At 42.0% G+C, this 24991-nt stretch carries 32 protein-coding genes and 1 pseudogene; all 33 read left to right on the plus strand.

The features are described 5' to 3' along the window. Nucleotides 1–191: 191 nt before the first annotated feature. The 33 genes and pseudogenes from rpoB (at nt 192) to infA (ending at nt 24958) form a co-directional block, all read left to right on the plus strand. Nucleotides 192–3770 carry a DNA-directed RNA polymerase subunit beta gene (rpoB, locus tag NSS70_RS00755; protein ID WP_327873333.1) on the plus strand — a complete coding sequence of 1193 codons (3579 nt, stop codon included), beginning with the start codon at nt 192–194 and terminating at the stop codon, nt 3768–3770. Nucleotides 3771–3812: 42 nt separating this feature from the next. Further along, nucleotides 3813–7415 (plus strand): DNA-directed RNA polymerase subunit beta', encoded by a 3603-nt coding sequence (gene rpoC, locus NSS70_RS00760; RefSeq protein ID WP_340880775.1) that lies wholly within the window; start codon nt 3813–3815, stop codon nt 7413–7415. A gap of 111 nt (nt 7416–7526) precedes the next feature. Continuing rightward, a complete protein-coding gene (locus NSS70_RS00765) occupies nt 7527–7775 on the plus strand; it encodes a 50S ribosomal protein L7ae-like protein (RefSeq protein WP_063387152.1) in 249 nt (82 codons plus the stop codon). 101 nt (nt 7776–7876) lie between these two features. Beyond that, nucleotides 7877–8290, plus strand: a complete 414-nt coding sequence (gene rpsL, locus NSS70_RS00770; protein ID WP_063387153.1) for a 30S ribosomal protein S12 — start codon at nt 7877–7879, stop codon at nt 8288–8290. Between the two features lie 42 nt (nt 8291–8332). After that, nucleotides 8333–8803: a 30S ribosomal protein S7 gene (gene rpsG / locus NSS70_RS00775; RefSeq protein ID WP_063387154.1), complete on the plus strand. Its 471-nt coding sequence runs from the start codon at nt 8333–8335 to the stop codon at nt 8801–8803. Between the two features lie 47 nt (nt 8804–8850). Then, nucleotides 8851–10929 carry an elongation factor G gene (fusA, locus tag NSS70_RS00780; protein ID WP_063387155.1) on the plus strand — a complete coding sequence of 693 codons (2079 nt, stop codon included), beginning with the start codon at nt 8851–8853 and terminating at the stop codon, nt 10927–10929. A gap of 131 nt (nt 10930–11060) precedes the next feature. Continuing rightward, the gene (gene tuf / locus NSS70_RS00785) at nt 11061–12248 is read left to right on the plus strand and encodes an elongation factor Tu (RefSeq protein ID WP_063387156.1); all 1188 of its coding nucleotides are present in this window, start codon (nt 11061–11063) and stop codon (nt 12246–12248) included. A 272-nt stretch (nt 12249–12520) separates the two neighbouring features. Beyond that, nucleotides 12521–12829 carry a 30S ribosomal protein S10 gene (gene rpsJ / locus NSS70_RS00790; protein ID WP_063387157.1) on the plus strand — a complete coding sequence of 103 codons (309 nt, stop codon included), beginning with the start codon at nt 12521–12523 and terminating at the stop codon, nt 12827–12829. 39 nt (nt 12830–12868) lie between these two features. Beyond that, nucleotides 12869–13498, plus strand: a complete 630-nt coding sequence (rplC, locus tag NSS70_RS00795) for a 50S ribosomal protein L3 (RefSeq protein ID WP_063387158.1) — start codon at nt 12869–12871, stop codon at nt 13496–13498. Nucleotides 13499–13526: 28 nt separating this feature from the next. After that, nucleotides 13527–14150, plus strand: a complete 624-nt coding sequence (rplD, locus tag NSS70_RS00800) for a 50S ribosomal protein L4 (protein WP_144597965.1) — start codon at nt 13527–13529, stop codon at nt 14148–14150. Continuing rightward, complete coding sequence (rplW, locus tag NSS70_RS00805; protein WP_063387160.1) at nt 14150–14437, plus strand: 50S ribosomal protein L23; 288 nt, start codon at nt 14150–14152, stop codon at nt 14435–14437. Before rplD ends, rplW begins: the two co-directional genes overlap by 1 nt. 27 nt (nt 14438–14464) lie before the next feature. Then, complete coding sequence (gene rplB, locus NSS70_RS00810; RefSeq protein WP_340880777.1) at nt 14465–15295, plus strand: 50S ribosomal protein L2; 831 nt, start codon at nt 14465–14467, stop codon at nt 15293–15295. A 57-nt stretch (nt 15296–15352) separates the two neighbouring features. Beyond that, nucleotides 15353–15631 carry a 30S ribosomal protein S19 gene (rpsS, locus tag NSS70_RS00815; RefSeq protein WP_063387162.1) on the plus strand — a complete coding sequence of 93 codons (279 nt, stop codon included), beginning with the start codon at nt 15353–15355 and terminating at the stop codon, nt 15629–15631. 20 nt (nt 15632–15651) lie between these two features. Beyond that, the gene (gene rplV / locus NSS70_RS00820; RefSeq protein WP_063387163.1) at nt 15652–15993 is read left to right on the plus strand and encodes a 50S ribosomal protein L22; all 342 of its coding nucleotides are present in this window, start codon (nt 15652–15654) and stop codon (nt 15991–15993) included. 3 nt (nt 15994–15996) lie between these two features. Next, the gene (gene rpsC, locus NSS70_RS00825) at nt 15997–16653 is read left to right on the plus strand and encodes a 30S ribosomal protein S3 (RefSeq protein ID WP_063387164.1); all 657 of its coding nucleotides are present in this window, start codon (nt 15997–15999) and stop codon (nt 16651–16653) included. A gap of 2 nt (nt 16654–16655) precedes the next feature. After that, complete coding sequence (gene rplP / locus NSS70_RS00830) at nt 16656–17090, plus strand: 50S ribosomal protein L16 (RefSeq protein WP_063387165.1); 435 nt, start codon at nt 16656–16658, stop codon at nt 17088–17090. Next, nucleotides 17080–17280, plus strand: coding sequence for a 50S ribosomal protein L29 (rpmC, locus tag NSS70_RS00835; protein ID WP_063387166.1), 201 nt, complete (start codon nt 17080–17082; stop codon nt 17278–17280). The genes rplP and rpmC overlap by 11 nt, the downstream gene beginning before the upstream one ends. Before the next feature lie 21 nt (nt 17281–17301). Continuing rightward, a complete protein-coding gene (gene rpsQ, locus NSS70_RS00840) occupies nt 17302–17565 on the plus strand; it encodes a 30S ribosomal protein S17 (RefSeq protein WP_063387167.1) in 264 nt (87 codons plus the stop codon). A gap of 41 nt (nt 17566–17606) precedes the next feature. Then, nucleotides 17607–17975 carry a 50S ribosomal protein L14 gene (rplN, locus tag NSS70_RS00845; protein WP_063387168.1) on the plus strand — a complete coding sequence of 123 codons (369 nt, stop codon included), beginning with the start codon at nt 17607–17609 and terminating at the stop codon, nt 17973–17975. A 35-nt stretch (nt 17976–18010) separates the two neighbouring features. Next, on the plus strand, nt 18011–18322 hold the full coding sequence (rplX, locus tag NSS70_RS00850; RefSeq protein ID WP_339193834.1) for a 50S ribosomal protein L24: 312 nt from the start codon (nt 18011–18013) through the stop codon (nt 18320–18322). Between the two features lie 20 nt (nt 18323–18342). Further along, nucleotides 18343–18888: a 50S ribosomal protein L5 gene (gene rplE / locus NSS70_RS00855; RefSeq protein ID WP_063387170.1), complete on the plus strand. Its 546-nt coding sequence runs from the start codon at nt 18343–18345 to the stop codon at nt 18886–18888. 20 nt (nt 18889–18908) lie between these two features. Next, nucleotides 18909–19094: a type Z 30S ribosomal protein S14 gene (locus NSS70_RS00860; RefSeq protein WP_063387171.1), complete on the plus strand. Its 186-nt coding sequence runs from the start codon at nt 18909–18911 to the stop codon at nt 19092–19094. A 30-nt stretch (nt 19095–19124) separates the two neighbouring features. Beyond that, the gene (gene rpsH / locus NSS70_RS00865; protein WP_063387172.1) at nt 19125–19523 is read left to right on the plus strand and encodes a 30S ribosomal protein S8; all 399 of its coding nucleotides are present in this window, start codon (nt 19125–19127) and stop codon (nt 19521–19523) included. 29 nt (nt 19524–19552) lie between these two features. Next, nucleotides 19553–20089 (plus strand): 50S ribosomal protein L6, encoded by a 537-nt coding sequence (gene rplF / locus NSS70_RS00870; RefSeq protein WP_339210771.1) that lies wholly within the window; start codon nt 19553–19555, stop codon nt 20087–20089. 31 nt (nt 20090–20120) lie between these two features. Then, complete coding sequence (gene rplR / locus NSS70_RS00875) at nt 20121–20483, plus strand: 50S ribosomal protein L18 (RefSeq protein ID WP_063387174.1); 363 nt, start codon at nt 20121–20123, stop codon at nt 20481–20483. A 21-nt stretch (nt 20484–20504) separates the two neighbouring features. Beyond that, nucleotides 20505–21005 (plus strand): 30S ribosomal protein S5, encoded by a 501-nt coding sequence (rpsE, locus tag NSS70_RS00880; protein WP_063387175.1) that lies wholly within the window; start codon nt 20505–20507, stop codon nt 21003–21005. A 13-nt stretch (nt 21006–21018) separates the two neighbouring features. Further along, a complete protein-coding gene (gene rpmD, locus NSS70_RS00885; protein ID WP_063387176.1) occupies nt 21019–21201 on the plus strand; it encodes a 50S ribosomal protein L30 in 183 nt (60 codons plus the stop codon). Between the two features lie 23 nt (nt 21202–21224). Then, nucleotides 21225–21665 carry a 50S ribosomal protein L15 gene (rplO, locus tag NSS70_RS00890; protein ID WP_063387177.1) on the plus strand — a complete coding sequence of 147 codons (441 nt, stop codon included), beginning with the start codon at nt 21225–21227 and terminating at the stop codon, nt 21663–21665. Continuing rightward, the gene (gene secY / locus NSS70_RS00895; RefSeq protein WP_063387178.1) at nt 21665–22957 is read left to right on the plus strand and encodes a preprotein translocase subunit SecY; all 1293 of its coding nucleotides are present in this window, start codon (nt 21665–21667) and stop codon (nt 22955–22957) included. Before rplO ends, secY begins: the two co-directional genes overlap by 1 nt. A gap of 58 nt (nt 22958–23015) precedes the next feature. After that, nucleotides 23016–23669 carry an adenylate kinase gene (locus NSS70_RS00900; protein WP_063387179.1) on the plus strand — a complete coding sequence of 218 codons (654 nt, stop codon included), beginning with the start codon at nt 23016–23018 and terminating at the stop codon, nt 23667–23669. Beyond that, a complete protein-coding gene (map, locus tag NSS70_RS00905) occupies nt 23666–24412 on the plus strand; it encodes a type I methionyl aminopeptidase (protein WP_117017136.1) in 747 nt (248 codons plus the stop codon). Before NSS70_RS00900 ends, map begins: the two co-directional genes overlap by 4 nt. A 9-nt stretch (nt 24413–24421) precedes the next feature. Next, nucleotides 24422–24762 (plus strand): annotated as a pseudogene (locus NSS70_RS00910) (KOW motif-containing protein). Next, complete coding sequence (gene infA / locus NSS70_RS00915) at nt 24740–24958, plus strand: translation initiation factor IF-1 (protein WP_003178377.1); 219 nt, start codon at nt 24740–24742, stop codon at nt 24956–24958. Before NSS70_RS00910 ends, infA begins: the two are co-directional and overlap by 23 nt. The last annotated feature ends 33 nt before the right edge of the window (nt 24959–24991 follow it).

Consider the following 24991-nt stretch of genomic DNA (forward strand, 5'->3'; position numbering starts at 1 on the left):
ATTTTTTCTTGGATGTATAGAACCAATCCATTAAGGAAAAAATAATAAAATCAACTATTTCTGCGCAGTGGTTTTCTTTTTTCATAAAGAAAATCCTTTTTCTTTTTACTTGTAATAGTATTTATTTTATTATATAAAACATGGAATGCTATTTACAAGATATTATTATGCTGATTTGAGGGGTGACTCAGTTGACAAGTCAACTAGTTCAGTACGGACGACACCGCCAACGCAGAAGTTATGCGCGAATTAAAGAAGTGTTGGAATTACCTAATCTTATTGAAATCCAAACCTCTTCGTATCAGTGGTTTCTTGATGAGGGTCTTCGTGAAATGTTTCAAGACATATCTCCTATCGAAGATTTCACTGGTAACCTCTCGCTTGAGTTTATTGACTACAGCTTAGGTGAACCGAAATACTCCGTTGAAGAAGCAAAAGAACGCGATGTTACTTATTCTGCCCCGCTGCGGGTAAAAGTGCGCCTAATTAATAAAGAAACAGGCGAAGTGAAAGATCAAGATGTATTTATGGGCGATTTTCCGCTTATGACGGAAACCGGCACATTTGTGATCAATGGCGCAGAACGAGTAATTGTTTCCCAATTAGTCCGTTCACCTAGTGTTTACTACAGCGACAAAATTGATAAAAACGGTAAGAAGGGCTTTACAGCTACCGTCATTCCAAACCGTGGCGCTTGGTTAGAGTACGAAACAGATGCAAAAGATGTTATATATGTCCGCATTGATCGCACTCGCAAATTACCAGTTACGGTTCTTTTACGTGCCCTTGGGTTTGGCTCTGATCAAGAAATCATCGATGTGTTCGGAGAAAATGAATATTTAAGAAATACGTTGGATAAAGACAATACCGAAAGCCCAGAAAAGGCGCTTCTTGAAATTTACGAACGCCTGCGTCCTGGTGAACCGCCAACAGTTGAAAACGCAAAAAGCTTATTGATCTCCCGTTTCTTTGATCCAAAAAGATATGATTTAGCAAGTGTCGGCAGATATAAAATTAACAAGAAACTTCATATCAAAAACCGACTCTTTAATCAACGATTAGCAGAAACTCTAGTCGACCCTGAAACTGGAGAAATCATTGCTGAAAAAGGAACTATTATTGATAGAAGAACGCTGGATAAAATTTTGCCTTACCTTGAAAAAGGAATAGGGTTTAAAAAATTCACTCCTGATGGTGGAGTAGTTGATGAAGACATCACGTACCAATCTATTAAAATTTATGCTCCAAACGATCCGGATGGAGAAAAAATTCTCAACGTTGTTGGCAACGCAAACATTGATGAAAGTGTAAAAAACATTACGCCAGCAGACATTATTGCGTCCATCAGCTACTTCTTTAATTTGCTATATGGAGTAGGAAATACAGATGATATTGACCATCTAGGAAACCGCCGTCTTCGTTCGGTAGGGGAGCTTTTGCAAAACCAGTTCCGAATCGGACTTTCACGGATGGAGCGTGTTGTGAGGGAAAGAATGTCCATTCAGGATGCCAATACGATTACTCCGCAGCAATTAATCAACATCCGTCCAGTAATTGCGGCCATTAAAGAATTTTTTGGCAGCTCCCAATTGTCCCAATTCATGGATCAAACAAATCCTCTTGCAGAACTGACGCATAAGCGCCGTTTATCTGCATTGGGACCTGGCGGACTCACACGTGAACGAGCAGGCTTTGAAGTTCGCGACGTCCATTATTCCCATTATGGACGCATGTGTCCAATTGAAACGCCTGAAGGTCCAAATATCGGATTGATTAACTCATTATCAACATATGCAAAAGTAAACCGTTTCGGTTTTATTGAAACGCCGTATAGAAGAGTTGACCCTGAAACAGGGAAGGTAACAGACCGAATTGACTATTTGACAGCTGACGAAGAAGATAACTATGTTGTTGCTCAGGCTAACGTGCCAGTAGCAGAGGATGGAACGTTTTTAGAAGATAATATTGTTGCCCGTTTCCGCGGGGAAAACATAGTGGTGAAAAAAGACCGTGTCGACTACATGGACGTTTCGCCTAAGCAAGTTGTATCAGCAGCAACAGCTTGTATCCCGTTCTTGGAAAACGATGACTCCAACCGTGCATTAATGGGTGCGAACATGCAGCGCCAAGCTGTTCCTTTGCTTCAACCAGAAGCGCCTATTGTTGGTACCGGAATGGAGTATGTATCGGCTAGAGACTCTGGAGCAGCTGTCATCTGCAAGCACGCAGGCGTTGTCGAACGAGTTGAAGCCAACAGAATTTTAGTTCGCCGTTATGAAGAAGTGGACGGCCAAAAGGTTAAAGGTGATCTCGACGAGTACAAATTGTTGAAATTCGTCCGTTCCAACCAAGGAATGTGCTACAATCAGCGCCCAATTGTATCTGTTGGAGACGAAGTCGAGAAAGGCGAAATTTTAGCTGACGGTCCTTCCATGGAAAAGGGAGAGCTTGCTTTAGGCCGAAATGTACTTGTCGCCTTTATGACATGGGATGGATATAACTATGAAGATGCCATCATCATGAGCGAGCGTCTTGTAAAAGAAGACGTCTATACTTCCATCCATATTGAAGAATATGAGTCTGAATCCCGTGATACAAAATTGGGTCCGGAAGAAATCACTCGTGATATTCCAAATGTCGGAGAAGACGCTCTTCGCAACTTGGATGAACGAGGCATTGTCCGCATTGGAGCAGAAGTTAAAGACGGCGACTTGCTTGTTGGGAAAGTAACGCCAAAAGGAGTTACAGAACTGACTGCTGAAGAACGATTATTGCACGCTATTTTTGGAGAAAAAGCACGTGAGGTTCGTGATACATCACTTCGTGTTCCGCATGGGGGCGGAGGTATTGTTCTTGATGTAAAAGTGTTTAACCGTGAAGACGGAGATGAACTGCCTCCAGGTGTCAACCAGCTGGTGCGTGTATACATTGTACAGAAGCGTAAAATCTCTGAAGGGGATAAAATGGCAGGCCGCCATGGAAACAAAGGGGTTATTTCCCGAATTCTCCCTGAGGAGGACATGCCGTTTTTGCCGGATGGAACACCAGTTGACATCATGTTAAATCCATTAGGAGTACCTTCCCGGATGAACATCGGGCAAGTATTGGAATTGCACCTAGGAATGGCGGCTAAGAAGCTGGGTATTCATGTTGCAACTCCGGTATTCGATGGTGCGACAGAAGAAGATGTATGGTCAACAATTGAAGAAGCTGGGATGGCCCGTGATGCGAAAACGGTCCTTTACGACGGCCGCACTGGGGAACCTTTCGATAATCGCGTGTCTGTCGGAATCATGTATATGATCAAACTGGCGCACATGGTTGACGATAAACTGCATGCTCGTTCCACAGGTCCATATTCGCTTGTTACACAGCAACCGCTCGGCGGTAAAGCACAGTTCGGTGGACAGCGGTTCGGAGAAATGGAGGTTTGGGCTTTAGAAGCCTATGGAGCAGCATATACATTGCAAGAAATCCTTACTGTAAAATCAGACGATGTTGTCGGTCGTGTAAAAACATACGAGGCAATCGTAAAAGGCGAAAATGTGCCTGAACCTGGAGTTCCTGAATCTTTCAAAGTATTAATTAAGGAGCTTCAAAGCTTAGGACTGGATGTTAAAATTCTCTCAAGCGATGAACAAGAAATCGAAATGAGAGAATTGGAAGATGAGGTAAATTCCACCCAGTCAGATAGCCTCTCTTTAACGACTGATACAATCGAAGAGGAAATTGTTGATAAAGAAGAAAAAGATGCAGTTGCCAAAGAGTAAAGGAATTTTTTGCTACGGAAGATAAAAAGGGAGGTAGGCCCCTTGCTGGATGTAAATAATTTTGAGTATATGCACATCGGTCTTGCTTCACCTGATAAAATTCGTTCATGGTCATATGGTGAAGTGAAAAAACCAGAAACGATCAACTATCGTACTTTAAAGCCTGAAAAAGACGGTTTGTTTTGTGAACGTATATTCGGTCCGACAAAAGATTGGGAATGCCACTGCGGAAAATATAAACGGGTTCGCTATAAAGGCGTAGTATGCGATCGATGCGGTGTTGAGGTTACGCGAGCAAAAGTGCGTCGGGAGAGAATGGGGCATATCGAACTTGCTGCCCCTGTCTCTCATATTTGGTATTTCAAAGGGATTCCAAGCCGTATGGGACTAGTTCTTGACATGTCACCTCGAGCATTGGAAGAAGTTATTTATTTTGCCTCTTACGTCGTGACAGATCCTGGGGACACACCACTTGAAAAGAAACAGCTTTTATCTGAAAAAGAGTATCGCACATACCGCGAGAAATACGGAAATGCCTTCCAAGCATCAATGGGTGCGGAAGCAATTAAAAAATTATTGCAAGATATCAATCTTGATAAAGAAGTAGAAGCGTTAAAAGAAGAGCTTAAATCTTCTCAAGGCCAGCGGCGCACAAGAGCGATTAAACGCCTTGAAGTGATGGAGGCATTCAGAAATTCCGGAAATGACCCTTCATGGATGGTGTTGGATGTACTTCCTGTCATTCCGCCTGAATTGCGGCCGATGGTTCAATTGGATGGCGGACGCTTTGCAACTTCCGATTTGAACGATTTGTATCGCCGTGTTATTAACCGAAACAATCGTTTAAAAAGACTGTTGGATCTTGGAGCGCCAAGTATCATCGTGCAAAATGAGAAACGGATGCTTCAAGAGGCTGTTGACGCACTTATTGACAATGGACGCCGTGGTCGTCCAGTTACTGGACCGGGAAATCGTCCACTGAAGTCACTCTCTCATATGCTGAAAGGAAAGCAAGGACGCTTCCGTCAAAACCTGTTAGGAAAACGGGTTGACTACTCTGGACGTTCCGTTATCGTTGTCGGCCCAAATCTGAAAATGTATCAATGCGGTTTGCCAAAGGAAATGGCGCTTGAGCTCTTTAAGCCTTTTGTCATGAAGGAGCTTGTTGAAAAAGGGCTGGCACATAACATTAAAAGCGCCAAACGGAAAATTGAACGCGTCCATCCTGAAGTTTGGGATGTGTTGGAGGAAGTCATTAAAGAACATCCGGTTCTGCTTAACCGGGCACCGACTTTGCACAGATTAGGAATCCAAGCGTTCGAACCGACGTTAGTCGAAGGGCGTGCCATTCGTCTACATCCGTTGGTATGTACAGCCTATAATGCTGACTTCGACGGTGACCAAATGGCTGTTCACGTTCCGTTATCGGCAGAAGCACAAGCAGAAGCAAGGCTGTTAATGCTTGCGGCTCAAAACATTTTAAATCCGAAAGACGGAAAACCGGTTGTTACGCCTTCACAAGATATGGTGTTGGGGAACTATTACTTAACAATGGAACGTGAAGGAGCGATCGGAGAAGGGAAAATTTTCAAAGATCCTGATGAGGCGCTCATTGCCTATCAAAACGGCCATGTACATTTGCATACACGAATTGCAGTACATGCCGGTTCCTTAAAGAACGAAACATTTACAGAAGAACAAAATAAAAAGCTTCTGATCACAACGGTAGGAAAATTAATATTCAACGAAATACTGCCGAATTCGTTCCCGTATATTAATGAGCCGTCAACTAAGAACATTCAAGAATGCACGCCTGATAAATATTTTGTTGATCCGGCACAGGTAGATGTGCGGGAGCACATTAAAAACCAAGAAATCATTCCGCCATTTAAAAAAGGAATTTTAGGAAAAATTATTGCCGAAGTCTTTAAGAGATTCCATATTACTGAAACATCGAAAATGCTTGACCGCTTAAAAGATTTAGGCTTTAAATATTCGACTAAAGCCGGAATTACAATCGGTGTTTCTGATATTGTTGTGTTGGCGGAAAAAGAAGCAATTTTAAAAGAGGCGCAAGCTAAAGTTGACAATGTCTTGAAGCAATTCAGACGCGGATTAATCACTGAAGATGAGCGGTACGATCGTGTTATCTCTATTTGGAGTGCTGCTAAAGACACCATTCAAAGCAAGCTGATGAATTCATTAGATAAGCGGAATCCGATTTTCATGATGAGCGATTCAGGAGCTCGCGGAAATGCATCTAACTTCACGCAGCTTGCGGGAATGCGCGGACTGATGGCTAACCCTGCTGGACGAATTATTGAGCTTCCAATTAAATCGAGTTTTAGAGAAGGTTTGACAGTGTTAGAATACTTCATCTCGACCCATGGTGCCAGAAAAGGTCTGGCAGATACAGCATTAAAAACTGCTGACTCCGGTTATTTAACACGCCGCCTTGTAGATGTTGCGCAAGATGTGATTATTCGTGAGGAAGACTGCGGAACAGACAGAGGAATTTTAGCGAGAGCGCTGAAAGACGGTTCAGAAGTTATCGAAAAACTCGAGGAACGGATTATCGGACGATATGCAAGAAGATCGGTTATTCATCCTGAAACGGGCGAAGTGCTTGTCAGGGAAAATGAAATGATTACCGAAGACATAGCAGCTCAAATTGTCAATGCAGGGATAGAAGAAGTTTGGATTCGCTCTGCATTCACATGTAATACAAGACATGGTGTATGTAAAAAATGTTATGGACGGAACTTGGCTACCGGCACTGATGTCGAAGTAGGCGAAGCGGTAGGAATTATCGCTGCTCAATCGATCGGAGAGCCGGGTACACAGCTGACGATGCGTACTTTCCACACCGGTGGGGTTGCCGGCGACGACATTACCCAAGGTTTGCCGCGTGTTCAAGAATTGTTTGAAGCCCGTAATCCAAAAGGGCAAGCGGTTATTTCAGAAATTGACGGGGTAGTTGCTGAAATTAATGAAGTGAGAGATAAGCAGCAAGAAATTGTCGTCCGCGGTGAAGTGGAAACACGCACATACATGGCGCCATTTAACGCCCGCTTAAAAGTAGCTGTGGGGGACCGTGTAGAGCGCGGCCAAGAAATTACGGAAGGTTCAATAGATCCAAAAGAATTGTTGAAAGTAAAAGACATTTTAGCCGTTCAAGAATATTTGCTTCGTGAAGTGCAAAAAGTGTACAGAATGCAAGGTGTGGAAATCGGCGATAAGCATATTGAAGTAATGGTGCGGCAAATGCTGCGGAAAGTCCGTGTCATCGATTCCGGCGATACGGATGTTCTGCCGGGAACACTCCTTGACGTTCATCAATTTACAGAAGCGAATAAAAAGGTGCTTTTGGAAGGAAAACGCCCTGCAACAGGACGGCCGGTATTGCTCGGTATTACAAAGGCATCGCTTGAAACGGAGTCCTTCTTGTCTGCCGCATCATTCCAAGAGACAACACGCGTATTAACGGATGCGGCCATTAAAGGAAAACGGGATGAACTGTTAGGCTTGAAGGAAAATGTTATTATCGGTAAGCTTGTTCCGGCTGGAACAGGAATGCAGCTCTATAGAAAAATAAAACCGGTCATGAATAAAAAATCCGTTGACGAAACGATTTCGGTTGAATAATTGTCGGGGAAAAGATGGATGCCGTAAAATGCACAGTTGACATCCATCTTTTCCAATGTTAATATTATCAAGGTGTGTAAATATCACCTGTCACTTTGGAGGATATGAAATATGTCTTATGAAAAAGTAGCACAGGCTGAAAAGATTATTATTGGTACAAAGCAAACAGTGAAAGCTCTGAAAAATGACACTGTAAAGGAAGTTATCATTGCAGTGGATGCTGACCCGAAAGTGACAAACAAAGTGGTTCAGCTGGCTGAAGAGAAAGAAGTTCCTTTAATTAAGGTCGATTCTATGAAGAAGCTCGGAAAAGCTTGCGGAATAGAAGTTGGAGCGGCAGCTGTTGCAATTATAAAATAAACATTGTTTTTGTAGATTTCTGCAAAAACAATTGTTTTTACCAAATTATGAACCGCCTGGATGTGTGGGTTTGAAAAAACGTTTGAAGGGAGGAAATGTATATGCCTACAATTAACCAATTAGTGCGAAAAGGCCGCACGCGCAAAGTAGTAAAATCAAAATCTCCTGCGTTAAACAAAGGATACAACAGCTTCAAAAAAGAACAAACAAATTTATCTTCGCCGCAAAAACGAGGAGTATGTACACGTGTTGGAACAATGACACCTAAAAAACCAAACTCAGCTCTTCGTAAATATGCACGTGTCCGCTTGTCAAACGGAATTGAAGTAACAGCTTATATTCCGGGGATCGGACATAACCTGCAAGAGCACAGCGTTGTGCTAATCCGCGGCGGACGTGTAAAAGACTTGCCTGGTGTCCGCTATCATATCGTACGCGGAGCTCTTGACACAGCTGGAGTTGAAAACCGTAAGCAAGGCCGTTCCAAATATGGAACGAAACGTCCTAAAAACTAAAAGATAATATAATAAATACAGAATGAAGGGAGGAATTTAGTGATGCCACGTAAAGGACCTGTACCAAAACGTGACGTACTACCAGATCCAATTTACAATTCAAAATTAGTAACTCGTCTGATTAATAAAATCATGATTGACGGTAAAAAAAGCAAAGCGCAAAAAATTCTTTACAATGCATTTGATATCGTGAGAGAACGAACTGGCAAAGATCCAATGGAAGTGTTTGAACAAGCATTGAAAAATATTATGCCAGTATTAGAAGTTCGTGCACGCCGTGTAGGGGGCGCAAACTACCAAGTACCTGTAGAGGTTCGTCCTGAACGCCGCACAACTTTGGGTCTTCGCTGGTTAGTAAACTATGCCCGCCTTCGTGGTGAAAGAACGATGGAAGAACGTCTTGCGGCTGAAATCATTGACGCAGCAAACAACACAGGTGCGGCAGTGAAAAAGCGTGAAGATACACATAAAATGGCTGAAGCGAATAGAGCATTTGCACATTATCGCTGGTAATAAACATAATATTTATCAATACCCATGAAGGAAGGAGAAATTACCCGATGCCAAGAGAGTTCTCCTTAGAAAAAACTCGCAATATCGGTATTATGGCGCACATTGATGCTGGTAAGACGACAACAACTGAGAGAATTTTGTTCTATACAGGCCGCATTCACAAAATCGGGGAGACTCACGAAGGAGCTTCCCAAATGGACTGGATGGAGCAAGAACAAGAACGCGGTATTACCATTACATCTGCCGCTACAACAGCTCAATGGAAGGGACATCGGATCAATATTATTGATACGCCAGGGCACGTAGACTTCACGGTTGAAGTTGAACGTTCTTTGAGAGTCCTAGACGGAGCAGTTGCAGTTCTTGATGCTCAGTCTGGTGTTGAGCCGCAAACGGAAACAGTTTGGCGCCAAGCAACAACATACGGAGTGCCGCGCATTGTATTTGTTAACAAAATGGATAAAATCGGCGCAGACTTTTTATACTCTGTCAAAACACTTCACGATCGCTTAGAGGCTAACGCACACCCTATTCAGCTCCCGATTGGAGCAGAAGATCAATTTGAAGGTATCATTGACCTTGTGGAAATGAAAGCATATTACTATCTGGATGATCTAGGTACGCGTTCGGAAGCTCGTGAAATTCCAGACGAGTATAAAGAACAAGCAGAAGAGCTGCACACTCGATTGATTGAAGCAGTTGCAGAGCTTGATGAAGAATTGATGATGAAGTACCTTGAAGGAGAGGAAATTTCCGTTGACGAGCTTAAAGCAGCTATCCGTAAAGGTACTTGTAACGTTGAGTTTTATCCTGTTTTATGCGGCTCAGCTTTTAAAAATAAAGGCGTGCAGCTAATGCTGGATGCGGTAATTGATTACTTGCCATCGCCAATCGATGTGCCACCGATAAAAGGCGTCATCCCTGATACAGAGGAAGAAACAGTTCGCAAATCAAGCGACGATGAACCATTTGCTGCATTGGCGTTTAAAGTAATGACAGACCCATATGTAGGAAAATTAACTTTCTTCCGCGTATATTCAGGAACATTAAGTTCCGGTTCATACGTATCCAATTCCACAAAAGGTAAACGTGAACGGATTGGACGTATTCTACAAATGCACGCGAATCACCGCGAAGAAATTCCAATGGTATATGCAGGTGATATTGCTGCTGCAGTTGGTTTAAAAGATACAACAACTGGAGATACTCTATGTGATGAAAATCATCCGGTTATTTTAGAATCGATGGAGTTTCCAGAGCCTGTTATCAGAGTTGCGATTGAACCTAAATCAAAAGCAGACCAAGACAAAATGTCAACAGCATTGCAAAAACTATCTGAAGAAGACCCAACATTCAAATCGCATACGGATCCGGAAACTGGCCAAACAATTATTGCCGGTATGGGCGAACTTCACCTTGACATTATCGTTGACCGTATGAAACGTGAATTTAAAGTTGAATGTAATGTAGGTGCGCCACAAGTTGCGTATCGCGAAACATTCCGCTCATCCGCACAAGTTGAAGGTAAATTCGTACGTCAATCAGGCGGACGCGGACAATACGGTCACGTTTGGATCGAATTCAGTCCAAATGAAGAAGGAAAAGGATTTGAATTCGAAAACGCAATTGTCGGTGGTGTCGTTCCACGCGAGTACATCCCAGCGGTTCAGGCTGGTTTGGAAGATGCTATGCAAAACGGTGTGCTTGCAGGCTATCCGTTAATTGACATTAAAGCTAAACTTTTTGATGGGTCTTACCACGATGTTGACTCAAGTGAGATGGCGTTTAAAATTGCCGCTTCACTTGCCCTTAAAAATGCTGCTCAAAAATGTAACCCGGTACTCCTTGAGCCAATTATGAAAGTTGAAGTAATTGTACCTGAAGAGTACATGGGAGACATCATGGGTGATATCACTTCACGCCGTGGACGTGTGGAAGGAATGGAAGCACGTGGAAATGCACAAGTTGTAAAAGCAATGGTTCCACTTGCTGAAATGTTTGGTTATGCAACCGCACTTCGTTCCAATACACAAGGACGCGGTACATTTACGATGCACTTCGATCATTACGAAGAGGTGCCTAAAAACATTGCAGAAGAAATTATCAAAAAAAATAAAGGCGAATAATTGATTTTCAACCATTGTTCAAGTATAAATACTTATGTAGCCCTTGGATGCGGATGCACTTGCGCCGCCTCCAAGTATTCTATATATTTATTTAAAATGAAACATATTTTTTTAAGGAGGAAAAATTACTTATGGCTAAAGCGAAATATGAACGCTCTAAACCACATGTTAACATTGGTACAATCGGCCACGTTGACCATGGTAAAACTACTTTGACTGCAGCTATTACTACTGTTCTTGCAAAACAAGGTAAAGCTGAAGCTCGTGCATATGATCAAATTGACGGTGCTCCAGAAGAGCGTGAACGCGGAATCACGATTTCAACTGCACACGTAGAATACGAAACTGACAACCGCCACTATGCACACGTTGACTGCCCTGGACACGCAGACTATGTTAAAAACATGATCACTGGTGCTGCTCAAATGGACGGCGCTATCCTAGTTGTTTCTGCTGCTGACGGTCCTATGCCGCAAACTCGTGAGCACATTCTTTTATCTCGCCAAGTAGGTGTGCCTTACATCGTTGTATTCTTAAACAAATGCGACATGGTAGACGACGAAGAATTATTAGAACTAGTTGAAATGGAAGTTCGTGACCTTCTTTCTGAATATGACTTCCCTGGCGACGATGTACCTGTTATCAAAGGTTCTGCGCTTAAAGCACTTGAAGGAGATGCTGAATGGGAAGAAAAAATCATTGAATTAATGAACGCAGTTGACGAATACATCCCAACTCCAGAACGCGATACAGAAAAACCTTTCATGATGCCTGTTGAAGACGTATTCTCTATCACTGGTCGCGGTACAGTTGCAACTGGTCGTGTAGAACGCGGCGTTGTAAAAGTTGGTGACGAAGTAGAAATCGTTGGTTTAGCTGAAGAATCTAAGAAAACAACTGTTACTGGTGTTGAAATGTTCCGTAAGCTTCTTGATCAAGCTGAAGCTGGAGACAACATCGGTGCTTTACTTCGCGGTATCGCACGTGACGAAGTAGAACGCGGTCAAGTTTTAGCAAAACCTGGTTCTATCACACCGCACAAAAAATTCAAAGCACAAGTTTACGTTCTTTCTAAAGAAGAAGGTGGACGTCATACTCCATTCTTCTCTAACTACCGTCCACAATTCTATTTCCGTACTACAGACGTAACTGGAATTATCACTCTTCCAGAAGGCGTAGAAATGGTAATGCCTGGAGATAACGTTGAAATGACTGTTGAACTCATTTCTCCAGTTGCGATTGAAGACGGTACGAAATTCTCTATCCGCGAAGGCGGTCGTACTGTAGGTGCAGGATCTGTTTCAGCTATCCTTGACTAATTGAAAAAAGCGAGTCGAATAGGCTCGCTTTTTTTATTATAAATATGAAGTCTGCAAAGCATTAACTTTTAAAGAAACAACACTAAATTTTATAGGAAATCCTGAATTTTTCTTGCATTAGACACCTGTTTTTTATATAATGTATACCGTTGGTCTTTGACTGCGATGAAGCGGGAGGTTGCTGATACACCCGGCCGCTTTGCCATGGCGGGCGTACAGGAAATTCTCGTGGAGAATTGTCTATGGAAAGTAGGCGAAAAGGAGGGAAAATAATGGCAAAACAAAAAATTCGAATTCGATTAAAAGCGTATGATCACAGAATCCTTGATCAATCTGCCGAAAAAATTGTGGAAACTGCAAAACGTTCGGGAGCAAATGTTTCTGGTCCAATTCCGCTACCGACTGAAAAAACAGTTTATACAATTCTTCGAGCAGTGCACAAATATAAAGATTCTCGTGAACAATTTGAAATGCGTACACATAAACGTTTAATCGATATTGTCAACCCTACACCGCAAACGGTTGATGCGTTAATGCGTTTAGATTTGCCTTCTGGTGTAGACATTGAAATTAAACTGTAACGATAGATTAAAACATTTGAAATTTAGGAGGTGTGACTCATGACCAAAGGAATCTTAGGAAGAAAAATTGGAATGACGCAAGTATTTGCAGAAAACGGTGAATTAATTCCTGTTACTGTAGTTGAAGCATCCCCAAACGTCGTTCTTCAAAAGAAGACTGTTGAAACAGACGGCTACGATGCGATTCAACTAGGTTTTGAAGACAAGCGTGAAAAGCTTGCAAACAAGCCGGAAAAAGGTCACGCTGCAAAAGCAAATACTGCTCCTAAGCGCTTCATTCGTGAAGTTAGAGGTGCTAATGTAGACGAGTATGAAATTGGTCAAGAGGTTAAAGTAGACATTTTTTCTGCTGGGGAACTTGTTGATGTGACAGGTATTTCTAAAGGGAAAGGATTTCAAGGTGCGATTAAACGTCACGGACAATCACGTGGCCCAATGTCTCACGGTTCACGGTACCACCGTCGTCCTGGTTCAATGGGAGCCATTGCACCAAACCGTGTTTTTAAATCAAAAGAACTTCCTGGAAGAATGGGCGGTGAACGCGTAACCGTTCAAAATCTTGAAGTTGTAAAAGTAGATGCTGAACGCAATCTTCTTTTAATCAAAGGGAATGTTCCGGGACCGAAAAAATCATTAGTTATTATTAAATCTGCAGTAAAAGCGAAGTAATTTCAACAGGAAAGGAGGAAACGGAAAAATGCCGAAAGTTACGTTATATAACCAAAACGGATCAGCAGTTGGCGAAATCGAATTAAATGATTCTGTTTTTGGTATTGAGCCGAATAAACACGTATTATTTGAAGCTGTCATTATGCAAAGAGCTTCTCAAAGACAAGGCACTCATAAAGTAAAAAACCGTTCTGAAGTTAGTGGCGGTGGCCGTAAGCCATGGCGTCAAAAAGGTACAGGACGCGCACGTCAGGGATCCATCCGTTCACCTCAATGGCGCGGAGGTGGGACAGTATTTGGACCAACACCTCGCACATATGCATACAAATTACCGAAAAAAGTCCGCCGCTTAGCAATCAAATCAGCTTTATCTTCTAAAGTTCAAGAGAACAATATTGTTGTATTAGAAGATTTAGTGTTGGAAGCTCCAAAAACGAAAGAAATGGCTGGAATTCTCAAAGGGCTTTCCGTTGACAGAAAAGCGCTGATTGTAACAGGAGACGAAAACGAAAATGTAATCCTGTCTGCACGCAATATTCCAGGTGTAACAGTTGTTACGGCTAATGGAATCAACGTGTTGGATGTGTTGAACCATGATAAACTTGTTATTACAAAAGCAGCGGTGGAAAAAGTAGAGGAGGTGCTTGGATAATGAAGGATCCTCGAGATATTATTAAGCGCCCCATCATCACTGAACGTTCAATGGATCTAGTAGCTGACAAAAAATATACATTTGAAGTAGATGTGAAAGCAAACAAAACAGAAGTGAAGGACGCTATTGAAAAAATTTTCGATGTCAAAGTTGAAAAAGTCAACATTATGAATTACAAAGGAAAACTTAAACGTGTTGGCCGGTTCAGCGGTTTGACAAATCGCCGTAAAAAAGCAATCGTGAAATTAACGGCAGACAGCAAAGAAATCGAATTGTTCGAAGCATAATTTTGAAAGTGAAGGAGGGAAACTGAGATGACGATTAAAAAATATAAACCAACCTCTAACGGTCGCCGCGGCATGACAGTATCTGATTTTGCTGAAATCACTACTGACAAGCCGGAAAAGTCGTTGCTTGCTCCGCTTCATAAAAAAGCAGGACGCAACAACCAAGGTAAGCTAACTGTTCGTCATCAAGGCGGAGGCCATAAACGTCAATATCGTATTATTGATTTTAAGCGCGATAAAGATGGAATACCAGGACGCGTTGCTACTATTGAGTACGATCCAAACCGCTCCGCAAACATTGCATTAATTAACTATGTTGACGGAGAAAAACGCTATATTCTGGCTCCTAAAAACTTAAAAGTAGGAATGGAAGTAATGTCAGGACCTACAGCTGATATTAAAGTTGGAAACGCACTTCCTCTTCAAAATATCCCAGTAGGTACTGTCATTCATAACATCGAATTAAAACCAGGAAAAGGCGGACAATTGGTTCGTTCTGCAGGTACTTCAGCTCAAGTGCTTGGTAAAGAAGGAAAATATGTATTAGTTCGTTTAGCTTCTGGTGAGGTCCGCATGATTTTGGCAACTTGCCGTGCCACTGTCGGCCAAGTAGGGAATGAGCAGCATGAATTAATTAATATTGGTAAAGCAGGACGTTCCCGCTGGTTAGGCAAACGTCCAACAGTTCGCGGATCTGTTATGAACCCTAGCGATCACCCGCACGGTGGGGGAGAAGGAAAAGCACCTATTGGTCGTAAATCTCCTATGACGCCTTGGGGTAAACCGACTCTTGGGTTTAAAACTCGCAAAAAGAAAAACAAATCCGATAAATTTATCGTTCGCCGTCGTAAAAAATAACGGGGTTGTTCTACGGTTCATCAGAACCGTAGCGCAATCACGAAGGGAGGTAACATTATGGGTCGTAGCTTAAAAAAAGGACCATTCTGCGATGATCATTTAATGAAAAAAATCGAAAAATTAAATGAAACTGGAAGCAAACAAGTCATCAAAACTTGGTCTCGCCGTTCAACTATTTTCCCATCTTTCATCGGTCATACCATTGCGGTCTATGATGGAAGAAAACATGTTCCGGTATACATTACTGAAGACATGGTAGGACATAAGCTTGGAGAGTTTGCTCCAACTCGTACTTACAGAGGCCATGCCGGCGATGACAAGAAGACAAAACGCTAATATGAGAGGAGGATTTTAGGATGCAGGCTAAAGCTGTTGCGAGAACAGTACGAATTGCTCCTCGTAAAGCTCGTTTAGTTATTGACTTGATCCGAGGAAAGCAAGTTGGTGAGGCAATTGCCATTCTTCGCCATACACCTAAAGCTGCTTCACCAATTATTGAAAAAGTGTTAAAATCGGCTGTTGCAAATGCAGAGCATAACTATGACATGGACGGAAACAATTTATATATTGAAAAGGCTTATGTTGATGAAGGACCAACTTTGAAACGCTTTAGACCACGTGCACAAGGTAGAGCGAGCCAAATCAACAAACGCACAAGCCATATTACGATCATTGTTTCGGAAAAAAAGGAGGGATAATTAGTGGGTCAAAAGGTAAATCCAGTCGGTCTTCGAATTGGCATCATTCGTGATTGGGAATCGAAATGGTATGCAGAAAAAGATTATGCAGACCTGTTACATGAAGACCTCAAAATTCGTGAATACATTAATAAACGTTTAAGCGATGCATCCGTTTCCCGCATTGAAATTGAACGTGCGGCAAACCGTTTAAATATCACTATCCACACAGCTAAGCCAGGAATGGTTATCGGTAAAGGTGGTACAGAGGTCGAAGCTTTAAGAAAGGCTTTGAACCAACTAACTGGCAAACGTGTGCACATTAATATTTTAGAAATTAAAAAAGCTGATTTAGATGCAAAACTTGTTGCGGAAAATATTGCACGTCAGCTAGAAAACCGCGCTTCGTTCCGTCGTGTTCAAAAACAAGCGATCCAACGTGCAATGCGCGCAGGTGCATTAGGTATTAAAACAATGGTATCCGGCCGTCTTGGTGGTGCAGATATCGCACGTTCTGAACATTACAGTGAAGGAACGGTACCGCTTCATACTCTTCGTGCAGACATCGATTACGGAACTGCAGAAGCGGATACAACGTACGGAAAATTGGGCGTAAAAGTTTGGATTTATCGTGGAGAAGTTCTTCCAGCTAAAAAGAACAATGAGGAAGGAGGCAAATAATTATGTTAATGCCGAAACGCGTAAAATATCGTAGAGAACATCGCGGGAAAATGCGCGGACGTGCAAAAGGCGGCACTGAAGTTCATTTCGGTGAATATGGCATTCAAGCTCTTGAGCCTGCTTGGATCACCAACAGACAAATTGAAGCAGCACGTATCGCGATGACGCGTTATATGAGACGTGGCGGAAAAGTTTGGATTAAAATTTTCCCGTCTAAACCATACACGGCTAAACCTTTAGAAGTACGGATGGGTTCCGGTAAAGGGGCACCTGAAGGCTGGGTTGCCGTAGTGAAGCCGGGCAAAGTATTGTTCGAGGTTGCGGGTGTTTCTGAAGAAGTTGCACGTGAAGCACTGCGTCTTGCATCTCATAAATTACCAATCAAAACAAAATTTGTAAAACGTGAAGAAATTGGTGGTGAATCAAATGAAAGCTAAAGAAATTCGTGATCTAACCACTGCCGAAATTGAACAAAAAGTGAAATCTTTAAAAGAAGAATTGTTTAACTTGCGCTTCCAGCTTGCGACTGGTCAGCTTGAAAATACTGCCCGCATCCGTGAAGTACGCAAAACGATTGCTAGAATGAAAACTATTATTCGCGAAAGAGAAATTGCTGCAAACAAATAATCGTGAGAGGAGGTTTGCCAAATGAGTGAACGCAACAAGCGCAAAGTTTATACTGGACGCGTCGTGTCGGATAAAATGGATAAGACCATCACTGTTCTTGTTGAAACTTATAAAAAACACCCGCTTTACGGAAAACGCGTGAAATATTCTAAAAAGTTCAAAGCTCATGATGAGCAAAACAAAGCGAAAGTCGGCGATATCGTTCGCATTATGGAAACTCGCCCGCTATCTGCAACAAAACGTTTCCGTTTAGTTGAAATTGTAGAAGAAGCAGTTATTATTTAATTTGGTTCGGATGAAAAAAATTCCGAAGGGAGGTCACGAACATGATTCAACAAGAATCTCGTTTAAAAGTTGCTGATAACTCTGGTGCACGTGAATTGTTAACAATTAAAGTTCTTGGCGGATCTGGTCGTAAAACAGCAAATATCGGTGATATTATTGTCGGTACGGTTAAACAAGCAACACCAGGAGGCGTTGTTAAAAAAGGTGATGTAGTAAAAGCTGTTGTTGTGCGTACAAAACGTGGTGTGCGCCGTCCTGACGGTTCGTACATTCGTTTTGACGAAAACGCATGCGTCATCATCCGCGAAGACAAAAGCCCGAGAGGTACTCGTATTTTTGGACCGGTTGCGCGTGAACTTCGCGATAAAAACTTTATGAAAATCGTTTCTCTTGCTCCAGAAGTACTTTAATTATGAGTTTGGCTTACCAAGGAGGTGTGTAATCGATGCATGTTAAGAAGGGTGACAAAGTAATGGTGATCGCCGGAAAAGATAAAGGAAAACAAGGCGTGATCCTTGCAGCATATCCGAAAAAGAACCGCGTGCTTGTGGAAGGCGTGAACATCGTGAAAAAACATGCGAAGCCTTCTCAAGATAATACACAAGGCGGAATTATCAGTAAAGAAGCGCCTATTCATGTATCAAATGTAATGCCATTAGATCCAAAAACAGGTGAACCGACTCGTGTCGGTTATAAAATTGTGGACGGCAAAAAGGTGCGTGTAGCAAAAAAATCAGGTGAAATTTTAGATAAATAATTTGGAAGGGAGGTCTATTTATGAACCGCCTTAAAGAAAAATACGTAAAAGAAATCATACCTGCACTAATGAACAAGTTTAACTATAAATCTGTTATGCAAGTTCCTAAAATCGAAAAAATTGTCATCAATATGGGCGTCGGTGATGCAGTCCAAAATGCGAAAGCGCTGGACAGTGCTGTTGAAGAATTAACTCTCATTTCTGGTCAAAAACCTGTAGTGACTCGTGCGAAAAAATCCATTGCCGGCTTCCGGCTTCGTGAAGGAATGCCGATCGGCTGCAAAGTTACGCTTCGTGGAGAGCGTATGTACGATTTCTTTGACAAATTGATTTCCGTTTCTTTACCACGTGTGCGCGACTTCCGTGGTGTATCTAAAAAATCATTTGATGGCCGCGGCAATTATACGCTTGGTATTAGAGAACAACTTATTTTCCCAGAAATTGATTACGATAAAGTAAATAAAGTAAGAGGTATGGATATCGTAATCGTTACAACAGCAAAAACCGATGAAGAGGCTCGCGAGCTATTAACTCTGTTCGGCATGCCGTTCCAAAATAATCGCTAATTTAGATTGGAGGCGAAAATGTGGCTAAAAAGTCAATGATTGCGAAACAAAAACGCAAGCAAAAATTTAAAGTGCGTGAATACACACGCTGTGAACGCTGCGGCCGTCCGCATGCAGTCATCCGCAAATTTAAGCTTTGCCGTATTTGTTTCCGTGAACTTGCTTACAAAGGTCAGATCCCTGGCGTGAAAAAAGCTAGTTGGTAGTATCGATAAATGGGAAGGAGGTTATTTATAATGGTGATGACAGATCCTATTGCAGATATGCTTACTCGCATTCGCAATGCGAACATGGTTCGTCATGAAAAACTGGAAGTTCCTGCTTCCAAAATTAAACGGGAAATTGCTGAAATTTTAAAGCGTGAAGGGTTTATTCGCGATTATGAATATATTGAAGATAATAAACAAGGTATTTTGCGCATTTTCTTAAAGTACGGGCCTAACAACGAACGTGTTATAACTGGCCTTAAACGAATCAGCAAACCAGGCTTGCGCGTTTATGCAAAAGCTAATGAAGTGCCACGTGTGTTGAATGGATTAGGAATAGCAATCGTTTCGACTTCTCAAGGCGTTTTAACTGATAAAGAAGCGCGCGCGAAGCAAACAGGCGGAGAAGTGCTCGCATACGTTTGGTAATTTTTTAACACGAAATGGAGGTGTCATTCATGTCACGTGTAGGGAAAAAACCGCTTGAAATTCCTTCAGGTGTCACTGTTACGATTAATGGAAATACAGTAACAGTAAAAGGACCAAAAGGAGAATTAACCCGTACATTTCATCCAGATATGGATATAAAAGTTGAAGAACAAGTATTAACTGTTACTCGTCCATCTGACAATAAAGAGCACCGTGCTCTTCACGGGACGACTCGCAGCCTTCTTGCCAATATGGTTGAAGGTGTTTCCAAAGGCTTTGAAAAAAGTTTAGAACTGATCGGGGTCGGATACCGTGCATCAAAATCAGGAAAGAAACTAGTATTGAATGTCGGATACTCTCATCCAGTCGAATATGAACCTGAACAAGGCATTGAAATCGACGTTCCTTCTCAAACAAAAATCGTCGTTAAAGGTACAGATAAAGAGCGTGTTGGCGCAGTCGCTGCAAATATTCGTGCGGTTCGTCCGCCTGAACCATATAAAGGAAAAGGCATCCGCTATGAAGGAGAATATGTGCGCCGCAAAGAAGGTAAGACTGCTAAGTAATGCCGCATAAAGAAAGAAAGGAGTGACGTAGATGATTACAAAACCTAGTAAAAATGCGGTTCGCAAAACTAGACATGCACGCGTGCGTTCAAAGGTTTCCGGTACAGCCGCTCGCCCGCGTTTAAATGTATACCGCTCCAACAAGCACATTTATGCTCAAGTGATTGATGATACAAATCACCAAACGCTTGTGAGTGCTTCTACTTTGGATAAAGAGCTTAACTTGGAATCAACTGGGAATGTAGAAGCTGCTCAAAAGGTCGGCGAACTTGTTGCAAAACGTGCGCTTGAAAAAGGTATTAAATCTGTTGTGTTTGACCGTGGTGGATATTTATATCATGGACGTGTGAAGGCTTTAGCTGATGCAGCTCGCGAAGTTGGCCTTGAATTTTAATCGACAAAGGAGGGAAAAGTGATGCGTCGTATTGATCCAAGCAAACTTGAACTTGAAGAACGTGTTGTTACCGTAAACCGTGTTGCAAAAGTAGTAAAAGGTGGCCGTCGTTTCCGTTTTGCTGCTCTTGTTGTTGTCGGAGACAAAAACGGTCATGTAGGTTTCGGAACTGGTAAAGCGCAAGAAGTTCCTGATGCTATCCGCAAAGCAATTGAAGATGCAAAGAAAAACTTAATTGAAGTACCAATTGTAGGTACGTCCATTCCACACGAAGTAATCGGTAAATTCGGTGCAGGAAAGATTCTCTTGAAACCTGCTGTTGAAGGTACGGGGGTTATCGCTGGAGGACCTGTCCGTGCAGTACTTGAATTAGCAGGTGTTCACGATATCTTATCTAAATCTTTAGGCTCCAATACACCGATTAATATGGTTCGGGCAACAGTTGACGGGTTAAAGCAGCTGAAGCGTGTAGAAGATGTTGCTAAACTTCGTGGAAAAACGGTTGAAGAACTGTTAGGATAAGGAGGGAAAGACAATGGCAAAAAAATTGGCGATTACCCTCAAAAAGAGTGTAATTGGTCGTCCTGAAGACCAAAGAATAACCGTTAAAACATTAGGCTTGCGGAAATTGCATCAAACAGTTGTTCATAATGACAATCCGGCAATTCGCGGAATGATCAATAAAGTGTCACATCTCGTGAAAGTGGAAGAACAATAATCAAATAAGGAGGTGCCAAGGTTATGAAGCTTCATGAATTAAAACCGGCAGAAGGTTCTCGTAAAGAGCGGAATCGTGTTGGTCGCGGTATTGGTTCAGGTAATGGAAAAACTGCTGGACGTGGTCAAAAAGGACAAAATGCCCGATCTGGCGGTGGAGTTCGGCCTGGATTTGAAGGCGGTCAAACTCCTCTATTCCGTCGTTTGCCAAAACGTGGGTTTACAAACATTAACCGCAAAGAATATCAAGTTGTGAACTTGGACAAATTGAATCGTTTTGAAGACGGTACGGAAATTACTCCAGAGCTTCTTTTGGAAACAGGTGTTGTAAGCAAACTGAAAGCAGGTATTAAAGTGCTTGGAGACGGTAAATTAGAGAAAAAATTAACGGTTAAAGCACACAAATTTTCTGCTTCAGCAAAAGAGGCAATTGAAGCCGCCGGCGGTTCTGCTGAGGTGATTTAATGTTCAAGGCAATCTCCAATTTTATGCGCGTGGGTGACATTCGCAATCGAATCTTGTTCACCCTTCTTATGCTGGTAATTTTCCGGATCGGCACTTTTATCCCTGTCCCGGGTGTGAACGCAGACGTACTAAAAGCACAAGACCAATTGAACGTATTTGGCGTTTTGAACATTTTTGGAGGCGGGGCATTGCAAAACTTCTCCATTTTAGCAATGGGGATTATGCCTTACATTACTGCTTCAATCATTGTTCAGCTTCTGCAAATGGACGTTGTACCGAAATTTACAGAGTGGTCGAAGCAGGGTGAAGTAGGCCGCAGAAAGCTTGCCCAATTCACGCGTTATTTAACAATTATTTTAGGATTTATTCAAGCGCTGGCAATGTCATATGGCTTTAATAATATGGCCGGCGGTCTGTTAATCATAAACCCTGGCATTGGAAACTATTTGTTGATCGCACTTGTTTTAACTGCGGGAACAGCCTTTTTAATGTGGCTTGGTGAGCAAATTACCGCAAAAGGCGTTGGGAACGGTATTTCTATTATTATCTTTGCTGGGATTGCTGCCGGCATTCCAACGGCAGTAAACCAAATTTATGCTCAACAATTTGCGGATGTTGGCGATCAGCTATTTTTAAGAATTGTAACTGTCGTTTTGCTTGTTCTTGCCGTTTTATTAGTAGTTGTAGCTGTTATTTTCGTTCAACAAGCATTCCGAAAAATTCCGATTCAGTATGCAAAGCGGCTTGCAGGTAGAAGTCCGGTTGGGGGACATTCAACGCATCTCCCATTGAAGGTTAACTCTGCTGGAGTCATTCCAGTCATTTTTGCAGTATCGTTTATTGTTACCCCCACTACGATTGCATCGTTCTTTGGACCAAATGATGTAACAAGATGGATTCAAAAAACATTTGATTACACACAACCTATCGGGATGATCATCTACGTTGCATTAATTATCGCTTTCGCTTATTTCTATACATTTGTTCAAGTGAACCCGGAGCAAATGGCTGAAAATTTGCAGAAGCAAGGCGGCTATATACCGGGTATAAGACCAGGAAAAAGTACACAAGAGTACGTAACGAAAATTTTATACCGTTTAACATTTGTCGGTTCTATTTTTCTAGCAGTTGTCTCAATACTTCCTGTCTTTTTTATAAAATTTGCTGACTTGCCTTCTTCAGCACAAATAGGTGGAACAAGTCTCTTGATCGTTGTCGGTGTCGCTTTGGAAACTATGAAGCAGCTTGAGAGCCAGCTTGTCAAACGTCATTACAAAGGTTTTATGAAATAAGAGGTTGTGGGGCGATGAATGTCCCATTCCCTCGAAAAGCGTTTGAGGGGGAGAGTCCATGAATTTAGTATTAATGGGGCTGCCTGGGGCAGGAAAAGGAACACAGGCTGAAAAAATTGTTGAAAAATACAACATCCCGCATATCTCAACAGGAGATATGTTCAGAGCAGCTATAAAAGATGGAACCGAGTTAGGGTTACAAGCGAAGTCTTATATGGATAAAGGCGAATTAGTGCCGGATGAAGTTACGATTGGTATTGTTCGGGAAAGATTAGGCAAGAATGATACTGATAAAGGCTTTTTATTGGATGGTTTTCCGCGCACCGTTGCTCAAGCGGAGGCTTTGGAGCAAATTTTAAAAGAGCTTAATAAAGAAATTGATTATGTTATCAACATTCATGTTGACCAAGAAATTTTAATGGAACGGCTAACAGGACGAAGAATTTGCAAAAATTGCGGTGCAACGTACCATCTTGTATTCAATCCGCCAAAAGAAGAAGGAATTTGTGATAAGTGCGGAGGAAATTTATATCAACGAGCTGATGATAACGCTGAAACCGTTGGAAACCGTTTGGAAGTGAATTTGAAGCAGACGAAACCGCTGCTTGATTTCTATAAATCTAAAGGCTATTTGAAAAATATTGACGGTCAGCAAGAGATTAACAAAGTATTTGAAGATATTTGCAACTTGCTTGGAGGCTTGGGTGAATGATTATTTGCAAAACAAAGCGCGAAATTGAAATTATGCGCGAGGCTGGACGGATTGTTGCTTTAACTCACCAAGAGCTCCAGAAATATATTCAGCCTGGTATTACAACAAAAGAACTGGACAGTATTGCTGAAAAGTTTATACGTGAACATGATGCAATCCCCTCATTTAAAGGGTATAATGGTTTTCGCGGCAGTATTTGCACTTCCGTGAATGAAGAGCTTGTTCACGGAATACCTGGAGACCGTGTATTGCGTGATGGAGATATTATTAGTATTGACATTGGTGCGAAATACAACGGCTATCACGGGGACTCTGCATGGACTTATCCTGTCGGTACAATTTCCGAAGAAACACAGAAATTGCTTGATGTTACAAAAGAATCTTTATATAAAGGATTAGAAGAAGCAAAACCAGGGGGAAGACTTTCGAACATTTCTCATGCCATTCAAGTTTACGTCGAATCTCACGGTTTTTCCATTGTTCGTGAATACGTAGGTCATGGCGTAGGGCAAGACTTGCATGAGGATCCTCAAATTCCGCATTATGGTCCACCGAACAAAGGGCCAAGGCTGAAGCCCGGTATGGTTTTAGCGATTGAGCCTATGGTCAATGCGGGAAGCCGTTATGTCAGAACGTTAGCTGATAATTGGACTGTCGTGACTGTAGATGGCAAAATGTGTGCTCATTTTGAACATACAATTGCCATTACTGATACAGGTTATGAAATCTTAACAACACCCTAAGTGAAGGTGATGTGCGTGAGTGATCCTGAGTCGAGTCCGCAAATAGGTCAGTTTGTCTTGATTACGAAAGGGAGAGAAGCTGGCAAATATGCGATTGTCGTGAAAATTCTCGATGATCGATTCGTATTGATTGCCGATGGAGAAAAGCGAAAGTTTCATTCTCCAAAGAAAAAAAACATCCATCATCTTGAATTTTTTGATTGCGTATCTCCGGAAGTTCAGAACAGTATATTGGAAACTGGCCGTGTGACAAATGGCAAACTTCGATATGCAATAAGCCGATTTGTCAATGAACAAGTTACTGATTTGAGGAAGGGAGACAATTGAATGGCGAAAGACGATGTCATTGAAGTAGAGGGTACCGTTGTTGAGACGTTGCCTAACGCGATGTTTAAAGTAGAGTTGGAAAATGGTCATACCGTGCTGGCTCATGTTTCTGGAAAAATTAGAATGCATTTTATTCGTATTTTGCCGGGTGATAAAGTAACGGTTGAATTATCACCATATGATTTAACCCGCGGAAGAATTACGTATCGATATAAATAATTTGCACTCCGGATTATTAAGGAGGTTGGATAA

The organism is Aeribacillus sp. FSL K6-2848 (genome assembly GCF_038004325.1).
Lineage (GTDB): Bacteria > Bacillota > Bacilli > Bacillales > Aeribacillaceae > Aeribacillus > Aeribacillus composti.

Coding starts and splice junctions, on each gene's coding strand:
- NSS70_RS00765 (WP_063387152.1), top strand. CDS start 7,527: ATGTCTTATGAAAAAGTAGCACAGGCTGAAAAGATTATTATTGGTACA.
- rpsL (WP_063387153.1), top strand. CDS start 7,877: ATGCCTACAATTAACCAATTAGTGCGAAAAGGCCGCACGCGCAAAGTA.
- rpsG (WP_063387154.1), top strand. CDS start 8,333: ATGCCACGTAAAGGACCTGTACCAAAACGTGACGTACTACCAGATCCA.
- fusA (WP_063387155.1), top strand. CDS start 8,851: ATGCCAAGAGAGTTCTCCTTAGAAAAAACTCGCAATATCGGTATTATG.
- tuf (WP_063387156.1), top strand. CDS start 11,061: ATGGCTAAAGCGAAATATGAACGCTCTAAACCACATGTTAACATTGGT.
- rpsJ (WP_063387157.1), top strand. CDS start 12,521: ATGGCAAAACAAAAAATTCGAATTCGATTAAAAGCGTATGATCACAGA.
- rplC (WP_063387158.1), top strand. CDS start 12,869: ATGACCAAAGGAATCTTAGGAAGAAAAATTGGAATGACGCAAGTATTT.
- rplD (WP_144597965.1), top strand. CDS start 13,527: ATGCCGAAAGTTACGTTATATAACCAAAACGGATCAGCAGTTGGCGAA.
- rplW (WP_063387160.1), top strand. CDS start 14,150: ATGAAGGATCCTCGAGATATTATTAAGCGCCCCATCATCACTGAACGT.
- rplB (WP_340880777.1), top strand. CDS start 14,465: ATGACGATTAAAAAATATAAACCAACCTCTAACGGTCGCCGCGGCATG.
- rpsS (WP_063387162.1), top strand. CDS start 15,353: ATGGGTCGTAGCTTAAAAAAAGGACCATTCTGCGATGATCATTTAATG.
- rplV (WP_063387163.1), top strand. CDS start 15,652: ATGCAGGCTAAAGCTGTTGCGAGAACAGTACGAATTGCTCCTCGTAAA.
- rplP (WP_063387165.1), top strand. CDS start 16,656: ATGTTAATGCCGAAACGCGTAAAATATCGTAGAGAACATCGCGGGAAA.
- rpmC (WP_063387166.1), top strand. CDS start 17,080: ATGAAAGCTAAAGAAATTCGTGATCTAACCACTGCCGAAATTGAACAA.
- rpsQ (WP_063387167.1), top strand. CDS start 17,302: ATGAGTGAACGCAACAAGCGCAAAGTTTATACTGGACGCGTCGTGTCG.
- rplN (WP_063387168.1), top strand. CDS start 17,607: ATGATTCAACAAGAATCTCGTTTAAAAGTTGCTGATAACTCTGGTGCA.
- rplX (WP_339193834.1), top strand. CDS start 18,011: ATGCATGTTAAGAAGGGTGACAAAGTAATGGTGATCGCCGGAAAAGAT.
- rplE (WP_063387170.1), top strand. CDS start 18,343: ATGAACCGCCTTAAAGAAAAATACGTAAAAGAAATCATACCTGCACTA.
- rpsH (WP_063387172.1), top strand. CDS start 19,125: ATGGTGATGACAGATCCTATTGCAGATATGCTTACTCGCATTCGCAAT.
- rplF (WP_339210771.1), top strand. CDS start 19,553: ATGTCACGTGTAGGGAAAAAACCGCTTGAAATTCCTTCAGGTGTCACT.
- rplR (WP_063387174.1), top strand. CDS start 20,121: ATGATTACAAAACCTAGTAAAAATGCGGTTCGCAAAACTAGACATGCA.
- rpsE (WP_063387175.1), top strand. CDS start 20,505: ATGCGTCGTATTGATCCAAGCAAACTTGAACTTGAAGAACGTGTTGTT.
- rpmD (WP_063387176.1), top strand. CDS start 21,019: ATGGCAAAAAAATTGGCGATTACCCTCAAAAAGAGTGTAATTGGTCGT.
- rplO (WP_063387177.1), top strand. CDS start 21,225: ATGAAGCTTCATGAATTAAAACCGGCAGAAGGTTCTCGTAAAGAGCGG.
- secY (WP_063387178.1), top strand. CDS start 21,665: ATGTTCAAGGCAATCTCCAATTTTATGCGCGTGGGTGACATTCGCAAT.
- NSS70_RS00900 (WP_063387179.1), top strand. CDS start 23,016: ATGAATTTAGTATTAATGGGGCTGCCTGGGGCAGGAAAAGGAACACAG.
- map (WP_117017136.1), top strand. CDS start 23,666: ATGATTATTTGCAAAACAAAGCGCGAAATTGAAATTATGCGCGAGGCT.
- infA (WP_003178377.1), top strand. CDS start 24,740: ATGGCGAAAGACGATGTCATTGAAGTAGAGGGTACCGTTGTTGAGACG.